6 protein-coding genes and 1 pseudogene are annotated in these 14,000 nt (G+C 54.8%); 6 read left to right on the top strand and 1 reads right to left on the bottom strand.

What is annotated here, in order from left to right; translation table 11 throughout:
- Positions 1 to 284 precede the first annotated feature (284 nt).
- Genes V8J36_RS22410 through brxL form a run of 6 tightly spaced genes read left to right on the top strand, consistent with a single transcriptional unit; the run spans position 285 to position 13,493 of the window.
- The gene (locus V8J36_RS22410) at positions 285 to 977 is read left to right on the top strand and encodes a DUF1819 family protein (protein WP_336469543.1); all 693 of its coding nucleotides are present in this window, start codon (positions 285 to 287) and stop codon (positions 975 to 977) included.
- Positions 974 to 1,546, top strand: coding sequence for a DUF1788 domain-containing protein (locus tag V8J36_RS22405; protein WP_336469542.1), 573 nt, complete (start codon positions 974 to 976; stop codon positions 1,544 to 1,546). The genes V8J36_RS22410 and V8J36_RS22405 overlap by 4 nt, the downstream gene beginning before the upstream one ends.
- Positions 1,547 to 1,557: 11 nt before the next feature.
- Positions 1,558 to 5,184 (top strand): BREX system P-loop protein BrxC, encoded by a 3,627-nt coding sequence (brxC, locus tag V8J36_RS22400; protein ID WP_336469541.1) that lies wholly within the window; start codon positions 1,558 to 1,560, stop codon positions 5,182 to 5,184.
- Positions 5,185 to 5,198: 14 nt separating this feature from the next.
- Complete coding sequence (pglX, locus tag V8J36_RS22395) at positions 5,199 to 8,855, top strand: BREX-1 system adenine-specific DNA-methyltransferase PglX (protein ID WP_336469540.1); 3,657 nt, start codon at positions 5,199 to 5,201, stop codon at positions 8,853 to 8,855.
- A complete protein-coding gene (gene pglZ / locus V8J36_RS22390; RefSeq protein WP_336469539.1) occupies positions 8,855 to 11,455 on the top strand; it encodes a BREX-1 system phosphatase PglZ type A in 2,601 nt (866 codons plus the stop codon). Before pglX ends, pglZ begins: the two co-directional genes overlap by 1 nt.
- Entirely contained in the window at positions 11,445 to 13,493 is a 2,049-nt protein-coding gene (gene brxL, locus V8J36_RS22385) for a protease Lon-related BREX system protein BrxL (RefSeq protein WP_336469538.1), read from the top strand. The genes pglZ and brxL overlap by 11 nt, the downstream gene beginning before the upstream one ends.
- A 243-nt stretch (positions 13,494 to 13,736) precedes the next feature.
- Here brxL and V8J36_RS22380 read toward each other — a convergent pair.
- Positions 13,737 to 14,000: pseudogene (locus V8J36_RS22380) on the bottom strand (hypothetical protein); the annotation flags it as partial.

The following is a 14,000-nucleotide window of genomic DNA, read 5'->3' as shown; positions in this document are numbered from 1 at the left end:
GGCTTCGCCATCGGGCTCAGCTCCGCCGGCCATTCAGGCCGTGGCGCCGACGCCCGTCATGCACTAAGATCGAATCCGGACCACCCGTTCGGGGCAGGCCAACGCGTTCCTGGAGGCTTGTCGTGCCGACGACAGACCCGCCGCGCAGGTCCTTCGCGAGTTCATGCGCGATTACGTTCGGGAGCGTAGTCAGGCGGATAGCACAGACAATGATGCTGCGACCGACGGTGCGCCCGACCTAGGCGACCAAGAATCGAGGCGCGGCTCTTTAAGAAAGCCTATCAATGAGTGAGACAGCAACGATAGCACAGGTCAAAATTCGAGAAGAGGTGGGCAGACGATACGCAGGCAAGGTCGGCGGCGGTGCCCAGCAGCAGATGGCAAAGTCAAAGTACAAGGCTGACATAGCAGGCGGCTCGCTGAAGCTGCAGGAGAGCAGAATTATTGCCGAACTGCTGCTCAATGAAGTGTCTGCGGAAGACTGGCGGCAGGCCATCGAGGAAGACAATGTCCTGCAGAAGCGTTCGCCAGGGACTGCAGCGCGGCAGGCATCATTGCTGCGCGCCAGGCTGATGACCATGAGCCCCGAACTTTGGGAGCTGGTTCGCGATGGCTCAAAAGAAACCGCCACCCACGCCCTCCTTGCAGCGGCCGTCAAGCACAGTGCGATCCTTGCGGAGTTTCTGGATCGTGTGGTTCGGGAGCGTTTCAGGACGTTCAAGCATGACCTGCCGCGCAAGCTTTGGGAAGAGTTTGTGCTTCACCTACGGGATGAAGACCCGGAAATGCCGGTATGGAACGACTCAACGACCCGCAAGCTCGGTGACAGCGTGTTCCAGATACTCAAGGAGGCTGGCTTCATCGGGGACACGAAGAGCTACCTCGTTCAGCCGGTTCAGATCGCCCCCGCCGTGCTCACCTATCTTAGAGAGACCGGACAGAATGATGTCGTCCAGTGGTTGCAGGTGACGCTGTGACTGACCTCGATGAGCGCCTTAACAAAATCCTGGACCGCATCACCTCGGAAGATTTCCTTTCGGGCCGGAATCTCTCGGGTGAGATTCCGTTCTTCGCGTTTGACTATGATCCCAAGTCAGAGCTCGCGGTGCGTGAACACATTGGTTTCGTGCTCTCTCAGCTCAACAAGCGCAGGCCAGACCTACGCGTTGCCCATGTGAATCTCTGGGCCTTGCTGGTCGATCACCTCAAGGAGCGCGGCCTCTTTGACAAGGCCATCGAAATGCAGCGTGAAAAGGGGGACGATGCAACGCTTCGTGCGCTTCGCGCTCCGCTGGATTCAGGTAGGGTTGCCAAGGCCATGATCGCGGCAGCTTCGCCAGCCGATCACGACCTGATCATTGTCTCCGGTGTGGGTGCGGCATACCCGCTACTGCGGACGCATAATCTGCTTAACAACCTGCACTCGATGATGGGCAGTACGCCGCTCGTGCTGTTCTATCCGGGAAAATACGATGGGCAGAGCCTGAAACTATTCGGCCTTCTGAAAGACAATCCCTACTACAGGGCTTTCAGGTTGGTCGACTAAGAGAGCAATAAATGAAGATCAAAGAACTATTTGAACGTCCGATCAACCGTTCCATTAATGGTGTCATTCAGGCCGACCAGTTTGATGCCGAGTCCGTGTGGCAGGAACTCGAAGAGTATGTGATTACCAAGGAACTGGACGTTCATATCCGGAAGTTCTTTGAGGTTTATGTGGATGCAATTGCCAGTTCCCGCGATCCCGTTGTCGCCAGCAAAGTAGGTGTGTGGGTTTCCGGGTTTTTTGGCTCGGGTAAGTCGCACTTCATCAAGATTCTATCCTATCTTCTGGAAAACCGAGAGGTCACTAAAGACGGTCAGACTAAGAAGGCCATCGACTTCTTCGAAGACAAGATTCAGGATGCGCTACTCGCAGCGGATATCAAGCGCGCGGTCGCGAGCAATGTCGATGTCATCCTGTTCAACATCGATAGCAAAGCAAGTAACGCCGACGGTCGCGATGTCATCCTTCGCGTCTTCCTAAAGGTGTTCAACGACCGACTTGGTTATTGCGGCGACCATCCTCACATCGCGCATATGGAGCGCCATCTTGAGAAGCGCGGCAAGTTCGATGCCTTTCAGGATACGCTGAAGGCCGACCACGGCATCGTTTGGAAGCATGAGCGCGATGCGTACCAGTTCCATTCGGACGCTCTTGCCGATGCCCTGTCGAAGACGCTTGGCGAGGACATCAAGGACGCTGATGCGTGGCTTACCCGTTTCGAGCAGGACTTTTCCCTATCTGTCGAGAGCTTCGCCAAATGGGTGAAGGAGTACCTCGATGCGAAAGGATCGGATCACCGGATTATCTTCCTTGTCGATGAAATCGGTCAGTTCATCGGTCAAGACACCCATCTGATGCTGAACTTGCAGACGATCACCGAGAACCTCGGGACGGCTTGCAACGGTCGGGCGTGGGTTGTTGTGACCTCGCAGGAAGACATGGACACCGTTCTCGGTGATCTCCGCGCAAGCAAATCTAACGACTTCTCAAAGATTCAGGGCCGTTTCCGGACGCGCTTGTCGCTCTCAGGCGCGAACGCCGACGAAGTGATCCAGAAGCGTCTCCTTGCCAAAGTCGACGATGCCAAGAAAGAGCTTGGCAAGGTCTACGACGAGAAGGCCGATATCCTGAAGAACCAGCTAAGCTTCAAGAATGTCGGTATGACTTTCAAGCCTTATGCGGACCGCGACGACTTCGTCGATGTCTACCCCTTCGCGCCTTATCAGTTTCAGCTTGTCCAAAAAGTCTTCGAAAGCAGCCGTAAATACGGCGCGACCGGCCTGCACCTGGCGAAAGGCGAGCGGTCGATGCTCGACGCTTTCCAGACTGGCGCGCTCGACGTTGCCGATGATGATATCGGTGTGCTCGTGCCGTTGTATCGCTTCTATCCGGCGATCGAGAGCTTCCTTGAAGGGGTCGTCCGCCGTGCGATCGAAGGGGTCAAGAGCAACCCGAGCCTGCAGCCTTTCGACGCGCAGGTCCTGAAGACGTTGTTCCTCATCCGGTATGTCGACGAAATTTCGGGGAATATCGATAACCTGGTCACGCTGTTCATCGACCGCATTGATGCAGACCGACTGGCGCTTCGCGGTGAGATCGAAGCCAGCCTTCTCCGCCTTGAGAAGGAAACGCTCGTCAACCGGAATGGCGAGGACTACTTCTTCCTCACCAACGAAGAGCGCGACATCAGCCGCGAGATTAAGGACGTTGACCTCGGCTCCGGCGAAGAAACCAAGTTGCTTGGCGAACTGATCTTCGACGAGATACTGGGCAGCCTCCGCAAATACCGCTATCCGAAAAACAACAAGGACTTCGGCGTATCGCGTCTTTGCGACCTGCATCCCTATGGCAGCCGGAGCGAAGGCGACCTGGTCATCTCGGTCCTGACCCCGCTGTCCGATGAATACAGTGATTTCCATGACGCGCGCTGCATCACGCAGAGCACGATGGATGACGGTCAGGTATTGGTCCGTCTCGAAGACGACAAGACACTTGCGAGAGAGCTGCGCACCTATCTCCAGACTGACAAATACATCAAGCGCAAGAACGATGGCACCGCCACGCCAACGACCCTGAAAATTCTTCGGGAACGCCAGGAGGAGAACCGCGAACGCAAGGAGCGGCTCAAGGTCATCATCGAACGTCAGATGAAGGAAGCGAAATACTACGCCGCAGGGCAACAGCGACCTGCACCTTCCGGTTCGGTAGGGGCGGCTGTCGAAGAAGCGCTCGGCTATCTGGTGAAAAACAGCTTCCCGAAGCTCAGCTACCTCAAGAATCCAGTCTCGAACGCGCAAGCTGAAATCCGTTCTGTTCTCGCCGCACCGACGCAGGACGGGCTGAGCCTTGATGGCAGCAGTGTCGCGAACGCCGAGGCCTTGAAGGAGGTCGTGAACTACGTCTCTCTCATGGCGGCAAAGTCGCATTCCGTCGTTCTCTACAACCTTGTTGAGGATCGTTTTGGGCGGCGACCCTTCGGCTGGAATGACTGGGAGACGGTCCTTCTTGTTGTCCGTCTGGTCATGATGGGCGAAATCAGCCTCGTCATTGATGGGGACAATACGCTCACGCCAGATGCCATCTATCCCGCGATCGATGGTCCGAACAAATGGCGGCGCATCACCGTTGTCAAACGGCAGACCGTTGACCGTGAGAGCCTGCAGAAGGCCCGTTCCATTGCGAAGGATGTTTTCCAGGCCATCGCGCCGGACGGAGAGGATGCCCTTACCCAGCATGTTCGGAAGCATCTCGCTGGTTGGCAATCAGACCTCAACAGCTGGAAGCCTCTTGCTGACACAGGCAACTATCCGGGATCGTCAGTCATCGCGGATGCCCAGGGCGTTGTCGCCAAGGCGTTGAGCATTCAGGACAGCTACCAGTTTCTCGATCACTTCATTGAGTTCAAGAATGACTTCCTCGAACTCGCCGATGATGTCGCGGAGCTGCGCACCTTTTATGAAAACCAGAGGCCGGCTTGGGAGAAACTCCGGAAGGCCAAGCAGCGGTTCGACTTCAACCGTCTCGAACTGCTGAAGGATGACGATGCGGCACAGGGCTTGAAGCGCATCGATGACATCCTGACGGCAGACTCGCCTTACGGGATGATCAAGGAATCTGACACGCTGATTAACCGCGTGGGCGAGATCAACAAGGCCCTCGTAAAGAAGCGCTGTACTCATGCGTTGCAGAAGATCGACGAGCACATTGCACGGGTGAAAGCCGAGCTTGATGAAGTCGGGGCTGCGCCGGAGCTGCGCAACCAGTGCCTTTACGCGATCCAGAAGATAAGGTCCGATGTCGAAACCGAAGATAGTATTGCGCACATCTTCGAGAAGCAGAAAGCCGCGCAGGACGCAGCGGATGATGCCTTCGCCGTCATCGAAAAGGCAGCTCGGAAAGTCGTACCTGTTAAGCCGACCGGCACTCCGGCAGGGGGCGCTGCCCAGCCGCAACCGGCATCGACGACCGATCCAGTCGTTACAAAAACGCCAGCCCGCAAGCGGCGCATCGTAGAGCCCAGCCGGTTCGCGAAAACGACTTATCTTGAGACGAAGGACGACATCGATGCTTTCCTCGATACGCTTCGTGAGGAGCTCGAAGAAGCCATCGCCAACAATGAGCGCGTCGAAATACGCTAAGGAACACGACCCAAATGACGATCAATAGAAGCGCCCTCAAGACTTACGCTCCGAAAGCTCGCAAGGACTTCATTGCGGCGATGGTTGCCCGTGCCGCGAAGTTCGGGATCACAAAGAAGAAGACGCTTGAGGCGCGGGAACAGGGCGATCTGATCATCATAGGGTCGGAAGCCTTCCCCAGAAAGATAGCGGAGCCTCGGCGGAAGCTGATCTCCCGCATCAAACTGCACGGCTTTGACCAGGCGATGGAGGAGGTAGCCTACACGTGGTTCAACCGCCTCGTCGCCATTCGCTATATGGAGCTGCACGGCTATCTTGATCACGGTTACCGCGTTCTCAGCCACCCGTCCGACAAACCGATCCCGGAAATCCTTGAGCATGCCGAGCACCTCGATTTTCCCGGTTTGAACAAGAGCAAGGTCGTCGACTTAAAGCTGGACGGCACGAAGGATGCAGAGCTTTACCGGATGCTCCTGATCGCGCAGTGTAATGCCCTTCACCGGGCGATGCCGTTCTTGTTCGAGCGTATCGATGATGAAACCGAACTCCTGCTTCCGGACAACTTGCTCCATTCGGACTCGCTGATCCGCAAGCTCGTCACCTCGATTGACGAGGCCGATTGGCAAGAGATCGAGATTATTGGCTGGCTCTATCAGTTCTACATCTCGGAAAAGAAAGACGAGGTGATGGGCAAAGTCGTGAAGTCGGAGGATATTCCGGCGGCGACGCAGCTCTTCACCCCCAACTGGATCGTGAAATACATGGTCCAGAATGCTCTGGGTGCACAGTGGATAGCTACCTATCCCGAGAGCCCATTGAAGGCGGAGATGGACTATTACATCGAGCCTGCCGCACAGACTGCAGAGGTGCAGCGGCAACTCGACGATGTCACGCCGAGTGAGCTAAACCCCGAAGAACTGACCTTGATGGACCCGGCATGTGGCTCGGGACACATCCTCGTTGAAGCCTACGATCTGTTTAAGGCGATTTATCTGGAGCGCGGCTACCGGTTGCGCGACATTCCGCGTCTGATCCTGGAAAAGAATCTCTATGGCCTAGATATCGACGATCGCGCGGCCCAGATGGCAGGCTTTGCCCTGTTGATGAAGGCACGCGCAGATGATCGGCGGCTGCTTTCTTCGGAAAATCCGCCCGCGCTAAATGTCATGGCGATCCAGGACAGCAAAGGGCTTGATGCAGAGGAGATCGCGCGCGCGCTATTGCCAAGGGGGCGGTTCGAGCTTGTCCCGAGTGGCGACCTCATGCCTGAGACCCTCGCTCAGCCCACTCTTAGCTCAGGACGTTCGGAGAAAATTTCTGCCGCATGTGTTAAGAAGATCATTGACTTGTTCTCGGAGGCGAAGAACTTCGGCTCACTTATTCGAGTTCCCGAAGATATTTTACATGAGTTGAAAGAGCTTCAGTGCGAGGTGGGGAAAGTGGATTCCCGTGATATTTTCGGAATTGAAGCTCTACGCCAGATGATTCCGCTCGCGAGGCAGGCGGAAGTCCTTGGTCGTGTTTACGATCACGTAATTGCAAATCCTCCGTATATGGGTCACAAACACTTTAACGCGTCACTGAAAAAATTCTCGGCAAATAATTACCCGAACTCTAAGCGCGATCTTTATTCCGCCTTCATGGATCGTAGCATGGATTTCCTTAAGGAAGGGGGGTTTCATGCGCAGATCAATATCCCGAACTGGATGTTTCTTTCGACATTTTCCAAGTTTCGTGATGGACTACTATCGAACGCTTGCATTTGTTCATTGCTGCACAACGGGAGGGGGGTATTTGGGTCTGACTTTGGGTCAGTGTCCTTTGTCTTCCGGAAAATTCAGGTATCTGAGTTCGTTGGGAAATTTTTCAAGTTGTTCGAGGTTCGAAGCAGGGTATCGAATGAAGTAGAAATCGTGGCGCGCTTTCGTGAAGCTTCCCCATTTCTGGTTTCCGCAAGTCAGTTCCACAAAATACCTGGTTCGCCGATAGCGTACTGGGTTCCAGACAGCGTTCGATATTTATTTGATGCGCTTCCGGCTTTGGGGGAGATCGCGCCAACGCGGAAAGGCATGGTGACGGCTAATAACGACAAGTACGTCAGGAATTGGCCTGAAGTCGATTATTCTAATTTTATGCCCAATGCGATCTCCAGGTCTGTAGCCGCTGCGTCTGGATTGAAGTGGTTTCCATACATTATGGGTGGAGACTTTCGGAAATGGTATGGCAACCGCTTCGAGGTCGTCAACTGGCTCAACGACGGAGAAGAGATAAGAACGACAAAGCACCCTACCGAGAACCGAGTGTGGGCCACAAACTTCAATGATGACTTCATCTTTGAGAAGAATATCAATTGGAGCGGTGTTACCATGTATAAGACTGCATTCCGGATTTCTCATGGCGGTGAATTGTTTGCATCTACTGGCCTGGGAGCCTTCCCGGCAGATGCCTCGCAAATCCTGGCAATACTCGGATATCTCAATAGCAGTTCTGCTGAATATTTCCTAAACATTCTGTCGCCAACCCTTTCGGCTAATCCGGGCGATATAGCGAGGCTTCCCGTCTGGCAGCAAATTTTGCCTTCTGACTTATCAAAGATATCAGAAGCAGTCTCTAAACTTGTAGCCTTCACGGAAAGCGACTGGAATTCTCAGGAAGTTTCCTGGGATTTTTGTGGCAATGCTCTGTTAGCGGTTCAGGGTTCTCGGAGTGTAGGTGCGGCGTTTCGAGAGGTATTCGAGATCGGGAATGGCATTAGACAGGAAATTCAAGAATTAGAGGCGGGATTGAATAGGCAGTTCGGTAGGATTTTCGATATCTCTGATCTAGTTGAGTTCGGGGTTCCGTCAAGGGAAGTCTGTCTGCAATCTAATCCGAATTATCGATATGCGAGTGAAGAGGATAGCGACGAAATCGTGGCTAGATATCGCTCGGACACAATGTCTGAACTAATTTCGTTTTCAGTTGGGTGCATGATGGGCAGATACTCTCTTGCGGCACCTGGTTTGATATATGCCAAGTCTGACAATGAAGGGTTTGATGTCTCTCGCTATGGCGATTTCCCTGCTGACGATGATGGCATCGTACCGATCACGGAGGCCGAATGGTTCGATGATGATGCTGCCGTGCGGTTCGAGGAGTTTCTAAAGGTAGCATGGTCGCCGGAGACCCTCTCTGAAAACTTGCGCTTCGTTGCCGAAAGCCTTTCTGGGAACGGGGGCAATGATCCGCAGAAGACGATCAGGAACTATTTCTCGAAGAGCTTCTTCAAAGACCACCAGAAAACCTACAAGAAACGTCCGATCTACTGGTTGTTCTCCAGCGGCAAGCTCAAGGCGTTCGAGTGTCTCGTCTACCTCCACCGCTACAATGAGAGCACGTTGTCGCGGATGCGGATGGAATATGTGACACCGCTGCAAAGCCGTATGGCAGCGCGTATTGATCAGCTTGCTGACGACATCGCGGCGGCCTCCTCTTCGGCTGCCCGCAACAAGGCGCAGAAGGAGAGGGACTTGATGGTCAAACAGCTCGAAGAGTTGCGGGCCTTCGACGAAGAGCTCCGTCATTTCGCTGACCAACGTATCACGCTCGACCTTGATGAGGGCGTGAAGGTCAACTACGCCAAGTTCGGCAACCTCCTCGCGGATCGCAAGGCGATCACTGGGGAGAAATAATGGATAGCCCCCAGATCACAGCAAACCTAGGTCGACTCTTCGCCAAAGGTGCGCGGATCGTGCTTTGGCGCGATGCCGACGGCGAGTTCGAGGAAATGCTGGAAACGTTGAAGATTGACGGCGTTGACCTGCGTCACCTCGGCTCGACACCGGCTCTGGCCCTGAAAACAGAAATCGAGCTGGAGAAGCCGGACGGGTCATTCCTTCTGTACGAAAAGGGCGAGCTTCCCGATCCGGAGAGCGATTGGCTGCTGGACATTCGCTTCTACGCCGAGCTCTTCGCTGCTGACCGGTCGACCCTGATCCTGCGAGAGCTTGGGCTACTGGAACAGAGCCTGCGTGATCATATCGCCGCGCGGGGCAAGTTCTTCGCCAGTAAGGAACGCCTGGGCCGCGCTGCCCGCTTCATCGAGGTCGGTGATAATGCCGACGCGATTGACCGAGCGCTGATGACGACAATTCTCCGCGCCGACCAGCCCGATATGTTCTCTATCGTGCGGCACCTTCTTCATACGCTCGATCCCCATGACCTCGAAGCCGCACCGACAGCGTGGCAGGAGTTCGAGAAGTACGGTCTGGTCGAAAGCTTCTGGTCTCAGATGCGATCTGTCTTCGGATATGATGACGAAAGTCCGACTCTGAAGGCGCTTGCGATGCGCCTTCTGGTCACAGACCTGGGACGGGCTGTTGATGGCGGTGTGCCCAAAGCCCTCGTCAACTTGGTGTTGCCGAAGAAGGGGGCTGCGAACGCGGTCGTCTGCATCGGGCAGTGGCGCGACAGCGCCAGTCTGCACACAAGCTATGATGCCTTGTCCGGCGCTATCGCTGACCTCATCAAACTATCTGATCATCTTGGCGGATTGGAAATCGAAGAGCTACGGGAAGCGCGCACCTTCCTGGCGGTCGAGAAATTCATCGCAAGCAGCCTTCGCGACAGGATCGTCGACACTGCCGACACGCTTAACATCGATACCGTTCGCGACATCGTGGCGCGTCGTCAGAACGGTTATTGGGCAAACGCCAAATTGCCATCATCTCCCGATGCGCCCAGGTCGGCACTGTCGGGGGTCTATGACGCGCTACTGTCGACTGCCGGTTTCTTTGATCTGCGTAGCCAGCATCTCAAGGGATTTGCTTCACTCGATGCCAAGACCCTGTACGACAGCTATACGGCGGAACTGTTCCGCTTCGACCAGCTTTACCGGAAGTTCTGTGAGGCCGCAGATTTGGCGGAAGCCGCAGGCTGGGACATCCTCAAATCGCTTCGCTCCAAGATCGAAGACGTTTACGGAAACTGGTTCCTGGCAGGGCTTGCGCAGCGTTGGGGCGAGCAGCTTGACCGCGGTGGACTTCTCAAGAGCTGGAGCGTTGGACAAGTCCATCCGCAGCATGAGTTCTTTGAACGAAATGTTGCGCCGCGTCTGAAGGAAGCTGAAGATCGCCGGGTGTTTGTGATTGTCAGTGACGCATTCCGCTATGAAGCGGCGCAGGAACTGACCGGCGAACTAAACGGGCGTTACCGGTTCACGGCAACCATCAAGTCTCAGCTGGGTGTGCTGCCCTCCTATACGGGGCTCGGGATGGCGAGCCTTCTGCCCCACACCTCGTTGGCATATAGTGACAATGGAAACGTGCTGGTCGATGGAAAATCCTCCGTCGGCCTGGTCAACCGTCAGAAGATTCTGGCGACTGTCGGCGGCACCGCCATTCTCGCCGACGATTTCATGGCAATGAGCAAGCTCGAAGGACGCGAGTTCATCAAGCCGCATCGTGTCATCTACATCTACCACAACCAGATCGACCAGACTGCTGACACAGGCAACGAAGACAAGACGTTCCAGGCCGTTCGTACCACCATCGAAGAACTTGGCAATCTGGTGTCCCGTATCATTAACAATCTGAATGGAAACTACATTCTCGCAACCGCGGATCATGGCTTCCTTTACCAAGAAGGCGCACCGACCGAGACGGACAAGAATCCGATCGCTGACAAGCCAGTGGGGACGGTGATCTCCAAGAAGCGCTATTTGCTGGGCAAGAACCTTCCGGACCACGCCGGTGCTTATCACGGGACGACGGCAGTGACCGCTGAAGCAAGCGGCGATATGGAATTCTGGGTGCCACGCGGGACAAATCGCTTCCACTTCGTTGGCGGTTCGCGCTTTGTGCATGGCGGCGCGATGCCTCAAGAGGTCATCGTTCCCGTCATTCAAGTGACACAGCTCAAGGGCAAAAGCGCCGCGAAGACGCGCACACGGCACGTCGGCATCAGCGTGCTCGGTAACAACTTCAAGATTACCACGAGCAGATATCGTTTCAGGCTGATCCAGACTGAGGCGACATCAGAGCGGATCAAGCCGCTGCAAGCAAAGATCGCAATCTACGATGGGGATGAGCCGGTAACGAACGTCGAGACATTGTCGTTCGAGAGCAGCTCTACCGACATGAATGAATGGCGACAGGAGGTGTGGCTGACTCTCGCAAGCCAGACCTTCGAAAAGAAGAAACTCTACAACTTGATTGTCCGCAACGCCGAGACCGGTGTCGAGGAAGCGCGGATGGACGTAACCATAGACCTGGCATTCGATAATGACTTCTGAAAACGCAACGATAGGAGAAAATCTTGATGAACAGCTAAACCGGCAATTTGCCGGAAAGGTCGTTCGCAAGGACTTGACGAAACTTCTCAAGGAGGGCGCGAACGTACCCGTTTACGTCCTTGAGTATCTGCTGGGCATGTATTGTGCCTCGGATGACGATGAGATCATCGAAGAAGGTCTGAAGACGGTAAAGACCGTTCTGGCGGAAAACTACGTAAGGCCGGACGAGGCGGAAAAGATCAAATCCAAGATCAAGGAACGCGGTAGTTTCAAAGTCATCGACAAGGTCACGGTCCGCTTGAATGAGAAGCGTGATACCTACGAGGCGTTGCTCTCCAATCTAGGGATCAAGGACGCTGAAGTTTCAGCCAGCGATGTGAAACGCTATGAGAAGCTGTTGGTTGGCGGAATCTGGTCGATCATCACGGTGCACTACTTCCATGAGGAAGGGCAGAAGGGCTCGCCGTTCTCGATTGGCGATCTAAAGCCGATCCAGATGCCGAACATGGACATGGAGGAATTCTTCGAAGCGCGCAAAGCGTTCTCCGAAGACGACTGGATCAATGTTCTGCTGCGTTCAACGGGAATGGAGCCGACTGTTCTTGAGCCGCGTGTGCGCTGGCATCTTCTCGCCAGGATGATCCCCTTTGTTGAGAACAACTATAACTGCTGTGAGCTCGGACCGCGCGGGACCGGCAAAAGCCACATCTATAAGGAATGCAGCCCGAATAGCATCCTGATTTCCGGAGGGCAAACTACCGTCGCCAACCTCTTCTACAACATGGGCAGGCGGCAGGTCGGGCTTGTCGGAATGTGGGATTTGGTGGCGTTCGACGAGGTCGCGGGTATTTCCTTCAAAGACAAGGACGGGGTCCAGATCATGAAGGACTACATGGCATCGGGTTCGTTCGCCCGAGGCCGTGATAGCATTCAGGCATCAGCGAGTATGGTGTTTGTCGGCAATATCAACCAGCCGGTCGATACGCTTGTGAAGACAAGCCACCTCCTTGCACCGTTCCCAGAGGCCATGATTGATCCGGCATTCTTTGATCGTTTCCATGCCTATATTCCAGGATGGGAAGTGCCGAAAATGCGACCGGAATATTTTACGAACCGCTATGGTCTGATCACTGACTATCTTGCCGAGTTCATGCGCGAGATGCGCAAGCGCACCTTTGCAGATGCGATAGATCGTCACTTCAAGCTCGGCAACAATCTCAACCAGCGTGACACGATCGCGGTGAGGCGGACGGTTTCGGGGTTGCTCAAACTTCTGCATCCGCAAGGAGAGTTCGACAAGGAAGCCGTGCGCCGTTGCCTTGAGTATGCACTTGAGCTTCGTCGCCGCGTGAAAGAGCAGCTGAAGAAGATCGGCGGCATGGAATTCTATGACGTTCACTTCTCCTACATCGACAACGAAAGCCGTGAAGAGCATTTCGTTTCTGTGCCGGAGCAAGGCGGCGGCAACCTGATCCCCGAAGGGCCCCTGAAGCCAGGTGTCCTGCATACCATTGCGACCGGCAGTTCGGGGCATTTGGGCCTGTATCGACTGGAAACGCAAACCACGGCGGGCAACGGAAAGCTCACAACTTCCGGTCTGGGATCAAATGCAGCTGCAAAAGAAGCGCTGCGCGTCGCGTTTGATTACTTCAAAGCCAACATCTCCCGTGTCAGCGGGTCGATGAAAGCTGGTGATCACGACTTCCATGTTCATTCGGTTGAGCTGCAGAATACCGGACCGACGCGGACGATGACGCTTTCTGGCTTCATCGCTTTCTGTTCGGGGGTTATGCAAAAGCCCCTGCAGGCTCAGCTTGTTGTGCTCGGTGACATGAGTCTCGGCGGCAGTATCATACCAGTCCAAAATTTGGCCGAATGTCTCCAGGTCGCGTTCGACAGTGGCACGAAGCGGATTTTGTTGCCAATGGCGAGTGTCGGTGACATTCCGACCATTCCGGGAGAGCTATTCTCAAAGTTTCAGGTTTCTTTTTACAGTGATCCGGTGGATGCAGTGTTCAAGTCGCTAGGCGTTGTCTGAACGCATGTGATAGATTGATACTCCGATGAATGAGCTGTCGTAATCATTGAGAGCGGCAGCTATTATCGGCTTCAATTTTTTACAAGGCGCGTCGCCAGTCTTGGACTCGTGTCTCGTAGATGTATGATTTTCACGTCTTTGCATCGACCTAACTGTATATGAAGAAATGCGTGAAGGTGACAATGTCTTTTGGGCTATGTGAATAATCTGTGCGGAATTATTTTGGGGCCACTGCCTATCAGTTTAATTGAGCTCGTTCCCGTGCTCCACATCATGCCAGTGCTTGTTCACGGGCAGCTTTGCGGCCCGACCTATGATTTCGGAAACCCGCACGGGGCGGAAATCCCACTGGTCGACGCCAACGTTAACGCTGTTGCGGGAGCCAGGCCATTGGTCGTGAACATGGTGGCCTGCCCCGAACGGGTGGTCCGGATTCGATCTTAGTGCATGACGGGCGTCGGCGCCACGGCCTGAATGGCCGGCGGAGCTGGGCCCGATGGCGAAGCC

It is taken from the genome of Frigidibacter sp. MR17.14, assembly GCF_037095735.1.
Taxonomy (GTDB): Bacteria; Pseudomonadota; Alphaproteobacteria; order Rhodobacterales; family Rhodobacteraceae; genus Frigidibacter.
The sequence above is the reverse complement of the archived record's forward strand: the minus strand, read 5'-3'. Positions and strand labels throughout refer to the sequence as shown.

Bases quoted from the DNA above. Each gene is read 5' to 3' on its own strand.
- V8J36_RS22410 (WP_336469543.1), top strand. From the start codon at position 285: ATGAGTGAGACAGCAACGATAGCACAGGTCAAAATTCGAGAAGAGGTG.
- brxC (WP_336469541.1), top strand. From the start codon at position 1,558: ATGAAGATCAAAGAACTATTTGAACGTCCGATCAACCGTTCCATTAAT.
- pglX (WP_336469540.1), top strand. From the start codon at position 5,199: ATGACGATCAATAGAAGCGCCCTCAAGACTTACGCTCCGAAAGCTCGC.
- pglZ (WP_336469539.1), top strand. From the start codon at position 8,855: ATGGATAGCCCCCAGATCACAGCAAACCTAGGTCGACTCTTCGCCAAA.
- brxL (WP_336469538.1), top strand. From the start codon at position 11,445: ATGACTTCTGAAAACGCAACGATAGGAGAAAATCTTGATGAACAGCTA.